General features: G+C 44.4%; 16 protein-coding genes. 3 read left to right on the forward strand and 13 right to left on the reverse strand.

Going from position 1 to position 16,544, the window contains the following annotated elements; translation table 11 throughout:
- Position 1: 1 nt before the first annotated feature.
- From P2W83_RS01925 to P2W83_RS01935, 3 genes are read right to left on the reverse strand one after another with little or no spacing between them, the layout of a single operon-like run.
- The gene (locus P2W83_RS01925) at positions 2-754 is read right to left on the reverse strand and encodes a glycosyltransferase family 2 protein (RefSeq protein WP_276131992.1); all 753 of its coding nucleotides are present in this window, start codon (positions 752-754) and stop codon (positions 2-4) included.
- A 19-nt stretch (positions 755-773) separates the two neighbouring features.
- Positions 774-1,256 carry a PaaI family thioesterase gene (locus P2W83_RS01930; protein WP_276131993.1) on the reverse strand — a complete coding sequence of 161 codons (483 nt, stop codon included), beginning with the start codon at positions 1,254-1,256 and terminating at the stop codon, positions 774-776.
- 1 nt (position 1,257) lies between these two features.
- Positions 1,258-1,908, reverse strand: coding sequence for a YdeI/OmpD-associated family protein (locus tag P2W83_RS01935; protein WP_276131994.1), 651 nt, complete (start codon positions 1,906-1,908; stop codon positions 1,258-1,260).
- Between the two features lie 167 nt (positions 1,909-2,075).
- On the opposite strand from P2W83_RS01935, the gene P2W83_RS01940 reads away from it, so the two are divergent.
- A complete protein-coding gene (locus tag P2W83_RS01940; RefSeq protein WP_276131995.1) occupies positions 2,076-3,038 on the forward strand; it encodes a hydrogen peroxide-inducible genes activator in 963 nt (320 codons plus the stop codon).
- Here the strand turns inward: P2W83_RS01940 and P2W83_RS01945 are convergent.
- The 8 genes from P2W83_RS01945 to P2W83_RS01980 all read right to left on the reverse strand — a co-directional run bounded on the left by P2W83_RS01945 (position 3,022) and on the right by P2W83_RS01980 (position 13,408).
- Positions 3,022-3,591 carry a polyamine aminopropyltransferase gene (locus P2W83_RS01945; RefSeq protein ID WP_276131996.1) on the reverse strand — a complete coding sequence of 190 codons (570 nt, stop codon included), beginning with the start codon at positions 3,589-3,591 and terminating at the stop codon, positions 3,022-3,024. The genes P2W83_RS01940 and P2W83_RS01945 overlap by 17 nt on opposite strands.
- A gap of 86 nt (positions 3,592-3,677) precedes the next feature.
- Entirely contained in the window at positions 3,678-4,481 is an 804-nt protein-coding gene (locus P2W83_RS01950) for a M48 family metallopeptidase (RefSeq protein ID WP_276131997.1), read from the reverse strand.
- Positions 4,482-4,540: 59 nt separating this feature from the next.
- Positions 4,541-5,182, reverse strand: a complete 642-nt coding sequence (plsY, locus tag P2W83_RS01955) for a glycerol-3-phosphate 1-O-acyltransferase PlsY (protein WP_276131998.1) — start codon at positions 5,180-5,182, stop codon at positions 4,541-4,543.
- A gap of 117 nt (positions 5,183-5,299) precedes the next feature.
- Positions 5,300-6,115 (reverse strand): 50S ribosomal protein L11 methyltransferase, encoded by an 816-nt coding sequence (prmA, locus tag P2W83_RS01960; protein ID WP_276131999.1) that lies wholly within the window; start codon positions 6,113-6,115, stop codon positions 5,300-5,302.
- 69 nt (positions 6,116-6,184) lie between these two features.
- Entirely contained in the window at positions 6,185-8,368 is a 2,184-nt protein-coding gene (locus tag P2W83_RS01965; RefSeq protein WP_276132000.1) for an OmpA family protein, read from the reverse strand.
- A 104-nt stretch (positions 8,369-8,472) separates the two neighbouring features.
- Positions 8,473-9,519 carry a PorP/SprF family type IX secretion system membrane protein gene (locus P2W83_RS01970; RefSeq protein WP_276132001.1) on the reverse strand — a complete coding sequence of 349 codons (1,047 nt, stop codon included), beginning with the start codon at positions 9,517-9,519 and terminating at the stop codon, positions 8,473-8,475.
- Positions 9,520-9,541: 22 nt separating this feature from the next.
- Positions 9,542-12,421, reverse strand: coding sequence for a choice-of-anchor L domain-containing protein (locus tag P2W83_RS01975; RefSeq protein WP_276132002.1), 2,880 nt, complete (start codon positions 12,419-12,421; stop codon positions 9,542-9,544).
- A gap of 546 nt (positions 12,422-12,967) precedes the next feature.
- Positions 12,968-13,408: a hypothetical protein gene (locus tag P2W83_RS01980; protein WP_276132003.1), complete on the reverse strand. Its 441-nt coding sequence runs from the start codon at positions 13,406-13,408 to the stop codon at positions 12,968-12,970.
- A 272-nt stretch (positions 13,409-13,680) separates the two neighbouring features.
- On the opposite strand from P2W83_RS01980, the gene P2W83_RS01985 reads away from it, so the two are divergent.
- Both P2W83_RS01985 and P2W83_RS01990 read left to right on the forward strand, forming a co-directional pair.
- The gene (locus P2W83_RS01985; RefSeq protein WP_276132004.1) at positions 13,681-14,106 is read left to right on the forward strand and encodes a response regulator; all 426 of its coding nucleotides are present in this window, start codon (positions 13,681-13,683) and stop codon (positions 14,104-14,106) included.
- A gap of 154 nt (positions 14,107-14,260) precedes the next feature.
- On the forward strand, positions 14,261-14,623 hold the full coding sequence (locus P2W83_RS01990) for a response regulator (protein WP_276132005.1): 363 nt from the start codon (positions 14,261-14,263) through the stop codon (positions 14,621-14,623).
- A gap of 97 nt (positions 14,624-14,720) precedes the next feature.
- Here P2W83_RS01990 and P2W83_RS01995 read toward each other — a convergent pair whose 3' ends face one another.
- Positions 14,721-14,876, reverse strand: coding sequence for a lmo0937 family membrane protein (locus P2W83_RS01995; protein ID WP_276132006.1), 156 nt, complete (start codon positions 14,874-14,876; stop codon positions 14,721-14,723).
- A 144-nt stretch (positions 14,877-15,020) separates the two neighbouring features.
- Positions 15,021-16,538: a hybrid sensor histidine kinase/response regulator gene (locus P2W83_RS02000; RefSeq protein ID WP_276132007.1), complete on the reverse strand. Its 1,518-nt coding sequence runs from the start codon at positions 16,536-16,538 to the stop codon at positions 15,021-15,023.
- Positions 16,539-16,544: the final 6 nt, after the last annotated feature.

Here is a 16,544-nt window from a genome sequence, read left to right on the forward strand (position 1 = left end):
ATTAATTCTTTGGCTTGCTGTAGAGTTTACTCTTTACCAGGCCCAGTTTGTGCAGGAAGTGGATTATCGATACACGCAAAACGCCCCTGCCATATTTCATACTCCGGCTGAAGTTGATACTCGAGGCTTCTTCGAAATATTTAGTGGGGCATGTCACCTCTGCTATCTCATAGCCGTTCATGAATACCTGGGAGATCATCTCGTTATCGAAAACAAAATCGTCGCTGTTGTGGGTGAAGTCGATAGAACGGATCACCTCTGCAGAGAACGCGCGGTAACCAGTGTGGTATTCACTCAGCTTTTGCCCGATCATGATGTTTTCAAACAGCGTGAGCATACGATTGAAGATGTACTTGTACATCGGCATACCACCTTTTAACGCGCCCATACCAAGGATACGGGAGCCGAATGCTACGGGATAAACATCGTAGGCTATTACAGCGGTCATCGCGTGTATCAGCTTAGGTGTGTACTGGTAGTCGGGGTGCACCATGATCACGATGTCAGCACCTATCTCTAAAGCCTTTTTATAGCAGCTTTTTTGATTACCGCCGTACCCTGTATTCTTCTCGTGACGAACGATATGTTTGATGCCGAGCTGATGCCCAACTTCAACCGTGTTGTCCGGACTATTGTCGTCAACCAATACTACATCGTCTACTATATCGAAAGGGATTTCGTTGTACGTACGCTCCAGCGTCAAAGCCGCCCTGTAAGCAGGCAGAACAACAACTATTTTCTTACCATTTAACATGAGTGCGCAAAGCTAGCAATTAATTCGCCACTTTAGAATCACCGTCCCGAGGCTTCATGCCGGTGACGATCAAATTGCTTGAGGCCTTTCCGAGCAGTGTACCATTGGTATGCTCCACCCTGCACTCCACGTGAATGATCTTTTTGCCCTCACGTATCACTTCCGCCGTGGCTCGCAGGCGGTCGCCCTGCTTTATGGCATATAAGAAATCTACATTCAGATTAAGCGAGGTGTAATGGTTGTCGGTATCCAAGCTAACTACACTCCACCCTATCACTTCGTCCATTACCAGTGCCATCATTCCACCGTGAATATTGCCATATGGGTTGGTCATATCATATTTTACCTCGAGGCTGATAGTTGCCTTGCCTTTTTCAATATGCTCCAGCGTAAACTCCAGCCAGTTGCCTGCCGGAGAGCGAGAGTCTGTTATCTTTTTGCCTAGGAAATTGTCTTTGATATAATGCAATACCTGTCCCGCAGGTGCTTCTTTATAACCCATATTATTTCTTTTTCCTTTCTTTTTTATCTCTCAGGTCTATTACCATTTCGATCATTTTATCAATACGGCGCTGGCGGGTTTCCGGCTTTTTTGCTTCTTCGATCGCTTCTACATATTCACGTTTGTGCGAGAACGACATGGAATTGAAAAAAGCTTCGAGTTCGGGAAATTCTGCCATTGCTTTGACTGCATCTTTGGGCAGTTTGACGGTGCGGTTCACGTAATCGATACCGGCAGTTTTGCGCTCTTCCATCGGGATATCGCGCTTATACTTTGCGTTAGGATCTTTCTTTTTGATGCGGATGCCAGACCAATCATCACTAAGGGCTGCCGAGCTGGTGATCAAGTAATCTGTTTCCGAAATAAAAGACCAGCTATCCATTTTCAGCAGGTCTGAATTAAGGCCGCTCGACTTTTTAGGATAACCCAACCAAAACATCGCATTTTCTGTCAGGCGCGGGATGATATTGTCAAATGCTTCCTTTAAAGTTTTTTGATCTACCGCATACACAACTACCTGGTCTATTTCTCCCGATTTTGGCAAGCGCGTCTTAATGTCACATTCAGAAAACAGCACCTGCTCTTCTTTCGGAGCATACAATAATACCAACGGCTTTTCGGTAGTTAGTTTGAGTTTGGAAACAACGGACATACTCAAAATTTTCGCTGCAAAGGTAGGTCAACTTGAGATGCTTGCTTATATGAATAGAATTTGTAACTTTATAAGAGATACTTATTTCGCCATAATCGTTACCTATTATAGTTAACGCCTATATCAATAATAAGCGTACGTTTGCTCTTATAAATAGCCTCTATAGTATGACCATTACACAACTGGAATATGTCGTAGCCGTAGCAACCTACAAAAGCTTTGTAGCGGCAGCAGAAAAATGTTTTGTTACCCAGCCTACGTTAAGCATGCAGATACAGAAGCTGGAAGAAGAACTTGGAGTTAAACTTTTTGACAGGAACAAACACCCGATAGCGATAACAGCTATGGGCGAGGCCATTGTAGCACAAGCCAGAATAGTACTGGCAGAGGGCGAAAAGATAAATGAACTGATACAGAGCCAGCAGAATAATCTCGCCGGTACTTTCAGGCTGGCGGTGATACCTACGGTAGCGCCTTACATACTTCCCAACCTGCTGGAAGCCTATTCAAAAGCCTACCCGGATGTAAAGCTGGAGGTGGTGGAAATGGAAACCAAACAAATACTGACCGCACTACGCAACAACGAGATCGATACTGCGCTGGTAAGTACACCACTGGAGGAAAACGGCATTAAAGAATACCCACTGTTCCAGGAGCCGTTTGTGGCCTACTTCTCTAAAAACGAAAAGGCGCTCAAAAAACGCATGGTAAATGCCGAGGACATCGCCCTTGACAAGATCTGGCTGCTCAATGAAGGCCACTGTATGCGCAACCAGGTCCTTGACCTTTGCAGCGGACAGATACAACGCCTGCAGGCCGACCGTCCTTACCGCTACGAATCAAGTAACGTAGAAACACTGCGCAAAATGGTTGACAAGAACGGTGGACTTACCGTACTGCCAGAACTGGCAACCTTTGAATTTGGAGAAGACCAACAGGAAAGGCTTCGCTATTTTGAAGAACCAGAACCGGTACGCGAGATCAGCCTGATCACCAATGATCATTTCGTAAAGCTCACGCTGCTGCAAAGCATGATAGACGAGATAACCAAGCTAGTGCCAGAGAAAATGAGGGTGCAAAAGAAGAACAGGAAAGTATTGCGCATCCAGTCGGCTAAACTGGTGCAATAACGATCTTGTTTATGCCACGATCAATAACGTGGCTCGAGGGAAAAACCTCATTGATGTTGGCGGATGCCAACTTCCACTCTTCGTTCGAATTGACAATATAATTCAATACAAAATGTCCGCCGGGGTTAATGCTCCGGCGACATTTATTTAGAAATGGTATTGCAGTTACAAAAGGCGGCACTACCCTGTTTATAAATACATCAACTACCAGCAGATCATAACTGTTCGACTGTTGCTGCATATATAATTCAGCGTCTTCGCAAACCGGCTTAATGTTCTCCTTCAATTTATCCGGCAATAACTCCATAGCCCAATTAAGAACGGTGACATCATTTTCAACCAAAGTGAAAGCTGGATGAAAACCTTTCTTGTCAAGTATTTGAACCGCGCTGGCTAAACCTGTACCCAACACCAGCACTTCATGAACTGCAGGCAGTTTCGGTTTTAGTTCCTTAAACGCGGTGACAAGAGGTACATAGCGAGCGCCATCAGAATAAAGGGCATCGTAAGTACCAAGCTGGTATTGCCCACGATATAAAAAAAGTTCCAGCACAGAATTTTTTGTGCTGGAACTTTTCCGGATAAGTACCGGGTATATATAGCTTAATATTTGCTTGTAGAATGGTACTGCTTCCAAAGTTACCTGGCCTTGTAATATTGCATAGCCGTGGGTATGAACTTTTGAAGATCAGCTATCCTGCGCGAATCGCTCGGGTGCGTGCTCAAAAGTTCCGGTGGTTTGTTTCCCTTGCTTTGAGCTGCCATACGCTGCCAGAATGCTATCGCTTCATTAGGATTATACCCTGCCATAGCCATAAAGATAAGGCCCATTTGATCTGCCTCGGACTCCTGGTCACGAGAGAACTTAAGTAACCCTACCTGGCTACCTACACCAACAGCAGTCATGAAAACCTGCGATGCCAACCCCGGATTGCTACCGAGCAGTCCGCCAAGCGCCTGTCCGCCAAATTGCGCAGCCATCTGCTGGCTGGCGCGTTCGTTACTATGACGGGCAATAGCGTGACCAATTTCGTGACCCATAACTACCGCAAGGCCTGCTTCATTTTGTACAATCGGCATGATACCGCTGTATACTACCACTTTACCTCCGGGCATACACCACGCGTTAGCCTGGTTATTGTTCACCAGGTTAAACTCCCATTGGTAACCATTTATTAGTTCTGATTGTCCTTTGCTGGAAAGGTACGCTTGCACAGCGCTGGCCAGCCTGTTGCCGACACGGGAAACCATTTCGGCATCGCGTGTGCCGCGAACCGGTTGGTTCGTACCCAGGAAGGTAACGTATTCCTTACTGGCCATCGTTCTCATAGTAGATTCATCTACAAGGTTCAGCGTACTACGGCCGGTTATCGGATTCCTGTAACAGGAGTATAATGTACTGGTGGTAAGCAAGATCCCTAATGCATAAATTATCTTCTTCATCTCTATAGTTCTTTGGGTTACAGAAGACAAGTTTTATACCATCGTGGTTTAAAAAGCGGTTAATCCTGGCGGCGACGCATGCGACGCTTCTTGAAAAGCGGCACTTTACTTTCACTGCCATTCAACAGGCGGTTGATATTTTTGTAGTGTGTCAGCACTACCAGGCAAGCCGTAGCGATCGCAAATACACGATAGCTCATTTCTGGTTCCCTGAAAATAAATAAGATGAGCAGCGGGAATGCGATGCTGGCACTTATAGAGCTAAGCGAAACATATCGCGTTGCCATTAGCATAAACAGGAAAACAGCAACGAGGCTAACAGCAACAAGCGGCTGTATGCCGAGTATCATACCGAAAAGAGTAGCAATGCCTTTACCACCTCTGAAGTCAGCCCATATGGGGAAGATGTGCCCCAGCACAGCTGCAAGGCCTAGGCCTACCTGCAGGTTTACAAAAGGCTCGCTGCCCCATGAATAAGCCGAAAGGATAGAAAGCTTTACTGCCACAAAACCTTTAAGCATATCGATCAGCATTACTGCCGACCCTGCTTTAGAACCTAAGATGCGAAATGTATTAGTAGCTCCAGCGTTACCGCTGCCGTGTTCTCTTATATCAATGCCGTATACTCTCTTGCTTACCCATACAGCGGTAGGAATAGAACCAATCAAATAAGCTATAACTATAAGTATTGCAATACCCATTCTTGACGGTTGAAGCTGGCAAATTTAGGTTTTACACCTTGTAAAACCTAATGGGGACTAAAATTGAATAAAATATCTATAAAACACAATACTATACAACAACGAATATCCATGCTATTAATCTTTAATAAATTCCAGCACCAGCCAGTTCCTGAGCTCTTGCCGATCTGTCTTTTTCAGCCTGACCGATACTGCTGAGCTGGTAATTATATCCTCGTCTTCCGACAAGATACCACTCAGTAATATCGTTCCTCCTGCAGATAACAGCGTAGATAATTGCTCCATGTACTGCAATAAGATATGGCGGTTTATATTAGCGAGAATAATATCATATTCTTTTTGCGGAACGTCCTCGAGCGACCCCTGCCAGAACTTTACGTTTTTGCATCCATTGCCTTCTCCATTCTCCTGGGCATTGATAAATGCCCATTCTTCATTGTCGACAGCATTCACTTCTGCAGCACCAAGTTTTTCAGCAAGAATAGCGAGGATGCCGGTACCAGTACCGAAATCCAGTACTTGTTTATTACCGAAGTCCAGGCTTCTCATTTTCCGCATCATCAGGAACGTAGTAGCATGGTGGCCGGTGCCAAATGACATCTTAGGAGTGATCACAATTTCATGAGCAGTTGTGACGGCCATATCATGAAAAGCAGCACGTATAGTACAGAAATCGTCTACTACAACCGGCTGAAAGTTCTTTTCCCATTCCTCATTCCAGTTTTTCTTTTCCACTCCTTCAGCTTTAAAAGAAACATTGTAAGGAGCCACTATACTATTCAGTGTCTCCTTGTTGTACAGCTCACTGCTGATAAACGCGTTAAGGCCTTCAGTTGTTTCCTCAAAACCTTCATACCCTTCTTCGCTGAGCAAGGCGATCAATATTTCTTTTATAGTATCATCGGCAACCGTCAAATCAACTTGTGTGTACATGGCGGCAAATTAGCACAAAAAACAAATGGGCCATACAAAGTATGGCCCATCTACTTTAATTAGAAAAACTTATTGTGGATTTACCCTATTACCAGGGGTACCATTGTCTTCGGTATCAGTCTCGTCTGAATCATTCTGCATGCTTTCATCGATCATCAGATTCTTCTGCTGATCATCCATAGAACCTGGCTTAGCACTGTTGTACAGTACACGGCGTGTAGGAACGTCGGTAACAATACGCACTTCAGTACGGCGGTTTAGCTGGCGACCGATTGGATTGTCTTTACCACCTTTTGTATTTGGTGCTGCTGGCATAGACTCACCAAAACCGCGGCTCGACATACGGCCTTTGTCAACACCTGCTTGTTCCAGGTATGCAATTACAGCATCAGCGCGACGGATCGAAAGCTCTTTATTGTAAGCATCAGCACCTTTTGCATCAGCGAAAGAATAAACTTCAACATTCAATGATGGGTTATCTTTCAGGAACTGTGACAGCGAATCAAGAGAAGCCGCTGATTCAGGACGAAGATCAGCCTTATCGTAATCGTAGAATACGTTGCTAACCTGGAAACGGTATTCCTTAGTTATTTCGTCCATGTACAGTGTTACCATTACAGTATCATCCGGATCTGTACGCTTAACATCCATTGTGTTGATAGAAGCGCGGGTAGAAGCATAACCTTGTTTGTCGCCAGTGATCACATAAGATTTACCCCTTGCCATGTTGAAACCGAAGTTACCATCAGTTGAGTTGTATGTCCTCATGTCACCTTCCTGATCAACTATTTTAGCTACTACATCAGCCATCAGCTCGTTGGTTTTCCTGTCAATTACTTTACCAAGAACCATCAGCTTTGGTTCGTATTGAATACGCCAGATATCATCGCAGCAAGTTGGGTTTTTCAGAGCCAGTGAACCTACACGGTTAGACACTACATAAGCATCTGGCTTACCAACCGGATCTTTAATAAAATACAGTTCATCTGCAGAAGTGTTAATAGGATAACCCAGGTTGGTTACGTTAGTGTAACGTGAAGGACCACCATCAGCTGAGTAGATATCGAAACCACCCATTGTTACCCAACCGTTTGAAGCAAAGTAAAGTTTGCTAACCCGGCTGTCGTAATAAGGAGTTTGTTCATCGCGATCGGTGTTAACTTGTTTACCGGCGTTTTGCGGACGACGATAAGTATTGTTGCGAGGATCGATAACTGAATACCAAATATCGTATCCACCACGGCTTTGCAGTTTCCTGTTTGAAGAGAAAAACAGCACATCCTTCTTACCTACTTTGGCAACGAATGGTTGTGTATTTGAACCTTCTTCATTGATACCACTACCTAACAGTTCAGGTTCAGACCATTTTGCACCTTCGAAGTTTGATACATATATCTTACAAATGATCTTCATTGAATCTTCTTCAGCACATTTCGTAAAATAGAACTTATCACCACCCGGGCTGTAAACACCATTACCTACGTGCACCTTAGGTGAGTTGAAATCGCCATCCATAAATTTGATAGGCCATTGGAAAGAATCCACCTGCTCAACGCGCTCCTGCTTACGAGATGTCACGAAACGAGAAACATAGCTTTCACGTTTTTGTTTATCTACTTCTACAGGGTTATTTTGACGCATAGTTGAGAACAGCAGCGCTGTATCACCCAAAGGATAAGGAGCAGATTCTGTATACGAGCTGTTCACGTTAGGACCAGCGTTAACTACGGTAACCGGCTGGGGATTTTTGATCGAGTTCATTGCCATTTTTGCACCTTCGATCTCGCGGTTAGCGCGCAGTTTCAGTTTTTTGTAAGTCTTCGGATTATCCGCGATGAATTTGTTGAATGCATCGATCGAGGCCTCGTATTCACCACGCATCTTCAGCATAACACCCTCTTTATACTTAGCTTCAGGATACAGCTTAGGCGACATAGCATAGGCTTCGTTGTAATAGTGCGCTGCCGGTGCATAATCCCTGGTCATCCAGTAACATTCAGCCATCTGGTATGTGATATACGAGTTACGCTCCTGCTCTTGCTTGAGCTGGCTATAATATTCAATAGCGTTGAAATAACTTCCTTCACGGAAAAGATTATCTGCCCAACGAAGCTTCTTATAATACGGAAGCTTTGCTACAGGGTCATTAGCCTTATTTCTGTACTTCTCTTTTTGCTGCTGCTGTGCATTCGCATCAAATTGAATAGTTACGAGAATCGTTGCCAGTATTAGAAAAAGCCAGTTTTTTCTCATGTGCGTGAGCATTATTATATGGGTATAAAAATATAAATTGGTTTAAAAAAAAGAAAGGGCTTTAAAAAATTTTTGCCCTTTCTTTTTTATATTTTTTTTGCTTATTAGAAACGCGAGCAGGGGTAGATCAATTTGCGCGCAAAGTCAAGCGGATCGGGAGCTACATAAACAATTGATATTTCAAAACCACCCAAGCCGTTAGATGCCGGCCTCAGATCTGAGTTATTGTAGTCGTAGCTAAGACCGAAACGAACGCCTTTGTATTCAAGACCAGCGTTTACCATGATTGCATCTTGCGCGCGATACCATCCACCAAGGAATACTGCTGTTGTGAACGAACGTATTTCAGGATTGCCTATTATGAGGTGGAACTCATTACCTGCAACGATCTCGTTGGCAGTAGACTGTGATTGATACAGTACAGCAGGACGCAGGCTCAGTTTTTCACTTACGTAAGCGATCGCACCAATCTGGCCGGTGTAGCGCATACCCAGTCCAACATCAGCCTTTGGATTTTTATCAAAACTCTCAAAAGGTGTGTTGATGTTGTTAGCTCCCAGACCAATAGCATAACCAATATTCTCATTTATGCTATGTGCCCAGCTAACGCCCGCATTGATAGTAAAATAGCTTGTACGGTTATTCAAACCTGGATATACCGCGCTGGTTCCCTGGTCAAATTGTCCGTTGTTGAACTCGTCACTGAAATAGAACTTGCTCAGGTCAAAGCTTTTTTGAGTATATCCACCCTGGAAACCTACTGATATTACTTTATCGATCTTTGCACCCAAAAACTTGTGGTAGGCAACAGAAGCCAATGCCGACAGGTTTTGAAGGTTACCATCGCCTGCACGGTCATTGTATAATTGCAGACCAGCAGCCAGATAGTCATCGTGAGACAGATCATTCACTATTGGCGCATCGATAGAAGCTGCATAGGTAACGAACGGTACGGTTACCGAACGCCATTGGTCGCGGTAAATAGCCGCAGCCCTCAACTTACCACTGAAGTTACCTGTGAACGCTGGGTTCACGATAAGCGGAGACGCGGTAAATTGGGTGAAGTGAATGTCTTGCGCCTGTACGGTTTGAAAAGTTGCTGCCAGGGCAACTGCAAGGCTAACACGTCCAAATAAATTTTTCCTGATCATGATATACTATCCTTAAGGGTGTTTATCGAATTAAAGTAATATTTCCTTGTTTACTAAATGTTTTTCCAGTGTCTGTAACGGCCTGGATGCTATATATATATACACCAAGCGGTTGCGGATCACCGTTATAACTTCCGTCCCATCCTTTATCTACGTCAGTTGTTTCAAACAACTTTTCTCCCCAACGGTTGAAAATACGGAAATAATTCAAAGTTGCAATGCCTTGCTTAATAATTTTTAGCTCTTTACCACGGCTGGGAGCAAATGCATTGGGCATATCCATCGTTGTTTCCTGGCGGAATACATTGATGGTGTCAACCACTGTGCAACCGCTTTCCGTAGTAGCTGTAACAAGGTATCGCGTGTTCACTTCCGGGCTAGCTATCGGGTTGGCGATGTTATAATCGCTGAGACCTACGCGCGGGAACCAATCAAAATATACAGCATTTCCGTGGGGATCCATTTGATAAGTTTCACCTGGGTGCAATGTTACGTCTGCGCCAAGTTCTGCGATGGCCTCGGGATGCACTATTACTGGCATAACAAGCGTATCGCGGCAGGTATGCTCGTCCGTGACGTACAGGGTGTACACAGTTTTTGCTGTTGGATAAACCGTGACTTTTGATGCGTCCAGCGAAGAAATAAACATATTTGGACTCCAATCATACTGGACACCACCTGCGGCTTCAAAGTGTATTGAATCATTTGGACATATGCCCCAAGGACCCTCAGGTTTTATCGACCCGAAATTGCCCGGATGAACAACCACTTTTACGATGTCGGAATCGGCACAGCCAACCGGAGTTTTAGCTACAAACATCATATCGGTCGTAAAATCGCTGGCAAAAATGGCATCTTTCTCTTTTTGGCCACGCATAAGAGCATTCGCCGGCTTCCACGACAGATCATATTTGTCGTACCAGCCAGGCTGCAATGTAGCATGCAGGTGTACTGTATCCCACTGACACATTTCACGATCTACACCTGCATTGACCGTGGGCACAGGCTGAACATCAATAATAAAATGATGTTTCATATCGGGACAACCAGGATAGCTGGCTGTGATCCAATAATCGGCAGTGGTGTCAGGTTTGATCTCTGAGATAAGTGCGAACGGAGTTTTTACACCTTGTGTAGGATTCCATGCGTAACTGAATTCGGGCGCGCCCATGGCACGCACCAGCACCTTCTCTCCCCTGCATATGGCGGTGTCTTTGTTCTCAAGCACAAAATCATTAGGCAACACAGTTACTATAATATCGTCAGTATTCTCACAACCCACGGCGCCTGAATTTACTTTGACGGTATAAGTTGTGGTAACCGTAGGATTAGCTTGAGGATCTTTGATTGTGGCACTGCTAAGACCGGTGATAGGTGTCCACGAATAACTATAAGGCTGTCCAGCCGGCGTTGCCATTACATTTAATGGCACAGCCGTACCGAGGCAGGTGGTTCTGTCGACGCCTGCATCAACAATTGGCGGGATCCTAACGTCTATCTGCACATGATCATGCGCCGGAGGGCAGCCCGATCCTGTCAGCGTAGCTTCGATCATATAAAAAGTGCTTACGCCGGGACTTGCCGTAGTGTGAAGCGAGGTTGGATTAGCTACATTGGCCGGTATCCATTTGAAAGAAAGAATATTGTCGCCAGTAGCATCAAGATTCACAGTTTCACCCACGCAGATCGCGGTATCATTAGTCAGCACTTTTACATAAAGAGAATCGTATATATCCAGTTCCGCGCTATCAATAAACTGTGGAGTGAGACCGCAAGAATACGGGTTGTACACACGGAGTTTTACAGTCTTCAAACCAGTAGCAGGAGTAATGGGCACTGCGTTTATCGTTCGATTGGCCGTTTTTGCCCCACCTAATATGACCACACTATCGGGTATTAGCAAATAGTCGGCACCGTTTACGGCGGTACCTGTTATCTGGTATTTTATTGTAAGTGGTTGTGATGTTGCTGCAGGTCTGTTGAAAACAAAGGTACCAGGCAGGCATCCCCTCACCGCATAAGGGCGTGGGTTAGACAAGCCACTACCACCTATGCCTTTAATAGAAATGGAGTTTGAAGTAAGACTTCCTGCTTTGATCCAGGTACCAGAATCCAGCGTTCCATCAGCACCGTCAGCTATTGCTAGCTTGAGGTGATAGGTAGAACACGGAATTACCGGCGACATAGCCGTAAATACAGTTGTAAAGCCATTGTGCGTAACGTATGAACCACTGTTATTGTTGACAAAATACTGCGTAAATGGCGATCCTGTGCCCATAGCATTACACAACGTAGTGCTACCGGCATTAGTCGTAACAGGGTTAGTCGTACTATTTACGGTAATTGGAATATTGGTGTTTGGAATAACCGCAAGATTTTTAGAACCTGTAATACCGGGTCCTGAAAGGAAAAATCCGAATACATCGTTGAACACAGTGCACGAGAAGCCAAAATATTCTTCAGAAGAAAAAACGTAGTCAAACTTGATCGTATCGCCCGATGGCTGAAAGTCAAATTCTAAGATACAAGCGTCAAAAGTAGACTGGCCTGCCAGGGCTGTTAACTGTGCATCGCCCGCAGCGCTATTGCCTGTTGCTGCAAACAAGCTGGCAGCGCCATTACCGCCCGTACCACTGGTGTTTGTCTCAGCCCGCCCCGAGGTGAGGATAATACCGCTGTCAATACCAAGATTGCTTACACCGGTGGTGGTAAAAATACCGTTAGCCTGGCCGGGGCAAGTTAACGTGGCGCCGGTCACTATTATCCCGTTACCCACAAGTTTTTGAACAAGAGCAAGAGCGGTTTGGTTTCCGGTGATAGCGATCTGGGCCTGAGTGGATAAGGTTAGGAGCAGCGAAAACAGCAACATGTTTACTGCCCTTGGTGTAAAAATCTTGAACATAAGATAGATTTATAACTTATAGACGGAATATTTAAAAAAATCGTTTGCGCCAAAAGACCTTCTATGGCACATCGGACATATAAAAATATTACTTCCATTAAAAAACTGCAAATTTTCTTTAATATGTTAAATATTTACATTTGAAAGTATTAGCAATAAAAAAGAGGCGATGAGCCTCGCCTCTAATCCTTCAATCGATTATTTTTTTTATTCTTCCTGCATTATGTGGTCTTCAGCAGCTGCAAGATGGTTGATCTCTGCAGCACCATATCCAATATCTCATCCCCGTTCGACTTTTTGATTGGCTATATCCTGCAGTACTGAATAGCAGCAGTTTCTGGGGTTGATGCGGCATTTCTTACCAAGTCGCCTGGAAGGCAATTCCGACCGAGTACAGAATATATTTCCCCTGACGATTGGTCGATATAGCGGCAACATGGATCTTCTGGTGGTGATACCGTGTCCGCAATAATTAGAGTTATTGTCTCTACACCAAACAGTTTTTCAATTAGTTGACCAAGCATCGTAAAAGATTTAGTTGATGTTTTAATGATTATCTGTTTCCGGCTTACCAGTTTGCTTGCCGGGCACCTTTTGCTCATCCGGTTCCAGAGGAGTGCGTTCAACGTCCAGCTGGTCCTGATCGCGCTCGTTATTCATGTCTTCGCGTTCCTGGTTTACCTGTTCTTGTTCGCGGTCTACATCGTAGCCACTGGCGCCCCCGCCTTGTTTATTGCCACCCAGCGGCTGCTCGGTATTTTGTCTCGCGGGTTCATTGGGATCGTTGGAAACCTTATCGTTCTGACTCCCTTGCTTGTGTGCTTCGCCGCCCAACTGCGAAGACTCGTGACCGGGGTTCTGACTGTCGCTTCGCGTAGTGCTGGCGCTAAAAGCCGAACGTCCCTGGTCGGGTGTGGCAGATGCGGAGTTGTTGGTATTCTGCAAACTGTTTTGATCGGTATTTCGACCGTTATTGGGGGTACTCATAGCGTGTAAGTTGTTTTGAAAACCAGGCACCAGAAAGACAAAAAGATTATGCCTTTCATAAAAATACCCTTACACGTTGCTGGCACCGTATTTTAATTCTCTTCTGTTGACAATATTCCTCAGGTATTCACTAACCCGTGCTTTGTAATTTTCAGTCAAAAACATTAAATTACATTCCTGATTTTTTACAGCCACAATAAATAAACGTCGCTTTTAGATTGAGGCCCAATGCAATTGGCTTATTTAATAACTTTGCTAACAACTGACCGGGAATGGAGGAGATTTTTATTTTGATAGCCGAAGATGACGCAGACGACCGTTTTCTGTTGCAAGCCGCCTTTGAGGAAAACGGCTTTACAGACAAATTGCATTTTGTTGAAAATGGGGTCGAAGTACTGGAATATCTGCAAGGCCTAGCACAGGAGGAAAGCTCACAATTTCCCCGCTTCATCTTACTGGATCTCAATATGCCTAAGAAAGATGGCCGTGAGGTATTAAAAGAACTAAAGCAGCATCCGCAGCTAAAAAACATACCTGTTGTAATTTTCAGCACCACAAACAACGAGCAGGAAATGCGTCGCTGTTATGAACTTGGTGCGAATTCGTACATAACCAAGCCTAATAGCTTCGAAAGTTTATTAAAAACTGTAGCTGCGTTAAGAAGCTATTGGTTGTATTCCAGCAGCATACCTGCATAATTTTTGTTTGCCCAAATTCTTCAGGCACTTTTTTTGTTTACTTCTAGCAGCAATTGTTTACGTTACAGGACAAATAGTCTTTGTTAATACAAGAATCATATATTTTTGCACCAATTGCTTCAAGTACAATTGCGATAACTTATTAAATCTAATTATGCCTGGCCAGGGAAAAGTTCTAATAATAGATGACGAGATCGATCTGTGCCTGTTGTTAAAGAGCTATTTTCTTCGTAAAAACTACGAAGTGTATTTATCTCACACCCTGGAAGAAGGTGTATCCTTTCTTAAAAATCTTCAGCCTAATATAGTTTTCCTCGACAATAACCTGCCTGATGGTATTGGATGGAGTGTTGCGCCTAAACTTGCCAAAGAGTATCCCGACATGTATATCAACATGATCAGTGCGTTCCACCCGCAACAGCCAGAAATGCCTGCCAAAGCCAAATACAGCGTTATCGAAAAACCTATCAGCTTTTCTGACCTGGATAGACAACTTGCGCAAGTACAATCCGCTTAATAGATTTTTTTCAGCATTTTCCGGAATAAAAAATTAGCTACAGTGAGGCTGTAGCTAATTAGAAAAACAACAGAGGATATATGGAGAGAGAAAGAGGCTAGTCAACCGTGCCGCGGCGTATAAAGCCTAACAGCAGCGAGATAATTGCGATGATCAACAGTACATGTATCAAACCTTTAGCGCTGTAAACAAACACACCAACTATCCATCCAATTATCAATATCACAGCGATCAGGTACAGCAACGATCTCATAGTACGGTGTTTGATTTATGGATAGATAAAAAAGACTATGCCAGCTGTGTATTTAACAGATATTAGCCTGGGGAACATAAAAATGCGGGACACAGCGGACGAAATGTCCATTTTATTCTACACAGTTATACGTAAGTAATTTGCCTATTGCGTAGCGCCATTGCCTTTGCTATCTGTGCGTTCTACCATCCCCGGCTTAGTCATCACCTCACTATCAACACTTTCGGCCATCGGGAACGTGATTGTGAACGTAGTGCCCTGCCCTACCTTGGATGCCACATCCACAGTCGCCTTGTGCGCCTGCAGAATATTGAGTGTAAATGCAAGACCCAGGCCCATACCGTTACGCTTCTGCGTAAAATAAGGTTCGAACAATCGTGTGATATTCTCTTCGCTGATACCGACGCCATCATCAGCGATTTTCAACACCGCCTGCTGTTGCACCTGCGCCAATGTAATGGTCAGTGTGCCTTTCTGTTCTTCCATCGCCTCAATAGCATTAATAACAATATTGAGCAAAGCAAGTTTCAGTTTCTCTTTGTCGGCAAATATCTGGAGACCATTGTCAGGATACGTCACTTTAAGCTTGATTCGCTTGAGCGTCAGCCTGTCTATTGCCGACGATATGACATCATCGAGGACCGTTTGTATAGTAGATACTCCCAGTTTGATCTCGGTAGGCCTTGAGGTATTGAGCAATTCTCCTATCAGGTCGCTTATGCGACGGCTGTTACGGTGAATGATATCGAGATACACCAGCATGGTGTCATTTTTCTCCTCCTGCTGCATCTGCTCCACCGACAGCGTAATGTTATTCAACGGATTGCGCACCTCGTGAGCCAGCGTGCGCACAAGCCTGCCAGTTGCCGCCAGTTTTTCTGCCTGCAACGTAGCTTTTTCTATTTTTTTGAGGTTGGTGATATCGTGTATGATACCTTGTATGTAGACAGGCGAAGTTTCTTCTTCCCTCGTCGCGGTCAGGATACACGATTTACGCTCTCCTTTTTTTGTTTTGAATACAACCTCCCAATCGTCTATTTCTCTACGTCCTTGCAATGTTTGCAGCAAGAATTTCCTGTGTTGCGCCTGGTCTATCAGGTTGCCCAGGTTCATCTGCAATACCTCCTCTTTTGTATAGCCTAACAACGGAAGTATTGCTGCATTTACATCTTTAAAATTCAATTTCTCATCAATCAAAAACACAACGTCTTTCGACTTTTCAAAGATGCCTCGATATTTGCGCTCGTTTGCCTTCAGTGCTTTCAGTGTGGCTGCACGGCCCAGGGCGTAGCGAATGCTACGCTCCATTTTCTCGATGCTAAGTTCAGTTTTTATAAGGTAGTCAACAGCACCTAGCTGCATCGCCTTGATATCAACTTCGTAGTTGCCCTTACCGGTGAGCAGAATGATCGGTTCTTCACAATTATTGTCTAAAGCTTCCTGCAAAAGTTCAACACCCGACTTTGCACCCAACCTATAGTCAACAAAGTAAAGATCATAGTCGCGTTTGATCATATGCTGAAGTGCATCAGCATACTTCGGACACCAATCGGTAACATACTCCGTAGCAGGTATATGCTTTATATACTCGCTGGTGATGATAAAATCATCTTCATCGTCATCTACGATCAGTATTTTTACCTTATGGTTTTCAGCACTCATGCGTTG

It is taken from the genome of Polluticoccus soli (genome assembly GCF_029269745.1).
Classification (GTDB): domain Bacteria; phylum Bacteroidota; class Bacteroidia; order Chitinophagales; family Chitinophagaceae; genus Polluticoccus; species Polluticoccus soli.

Bases quoted from the DNA above. Each gene is read 5' to 3' on its own strand.
- P2W83_RS01925 (WP_276131992.1), bottom strand. From the start codon at position 754: ATGTTAAATGGTAAGAAAATAGTTGTTGTTCTGCCTGCTTACAGGGCG.
- P2W83_RS01930 (WP_276131993.1), bottom strand. From the start codon at position 1,256: ATGGGTTATAAAGAAGCACCTGCGGGACAGGTATTGCATTATATCAAA.
- P2W83_RS01935 (WP_276131994.1), bottom strand. From the start codon at position 1,908: ATGTCCGTTGTTTCCAAACTCAAACTAACTACCGAAAAGCCGTTGGTA.
- P2W83_RS01940 (WP_276131995.1), top strand. From the start codon at position 2,076: ATGACCATTACACAACTGGAATATGTCGTAGCCGTAGCAACCTACAAA.
- P2W83_RS01950 (WP_276131997.1), bottom strand. From the start codon at position 4,481: ATGAAGAAGATAATTTATGCATTAGGGATCTTGCTTACCACCAGTACA.
- plsY (WP_276131998.1), bottom strand. From the start codon at position 5,182: ATGGGTATTGCAATACTTATAGTTATAGCTTATTTGATTGGTTCTATT.
- prmA (WP_276131999.1), bottom strand. From the start codon at position 6,115: ATGTACACACAAGTTGATTTGACGGTTGCCGATGATACTATAAAAGAA.
- P2W83_RS01965 (WP_276132000.1), bottom strand. From the start codon at position 8,368: ATGAGAAAAAACTGGCTTTTTCTAATACTGGCAACGATTCTCGTAACT.
- P2W83_RS01970 (WP_276132001.1), bottom strand. From the start codon at position 9,519: ATGATCAGGAAAAATTTATTTGGACGTGTTAGCCTTGCAGTTGCCCTG.
- P2W83_RS01975 (WP_276132002.1), bottom strand. From the start codon at position 12,421: ATGTTCAAGATTTTTACACCAAGGGCAGTAAACATGTTGCTGTTTTCG.
- P2W83_RS01980 (WP_276132003.1), bottom strand. From the start codon at position 13,408: ATGAGTACCCCCAATAACGGTCGAAATACCGATCAAAACAGTTTGCAG.
- P2W83_RS01985 (WP_276132004.1), top strand. From the start codon at position 13,681: ATGGAGGAGATTTTTATTTTGATAGCCGAAGATGACGCAGACGACCGT.
- P2W83_RS01990 (WP_276132005.1), top strand. From the start codon at position 14,261: ATGCCTGGCCAGGGAAAAGTTCTAATAATAGATGACGAGATCGATCTG.
- P2W83_RS01995 (WP_276132006.1), bottom strand. From the start codon at position 14,876: ATGAGATCGTTGCTGTACCTGATCGCTGTGATATTGATAATTGGATGG.
- P2W83_RS02000 (WP_276132007.1), bottom strand. From the start codon at position 16,538: ATGAGTGCTGAAAACCATAAGGTAAAAATACTGATCGTAGATGACGAT.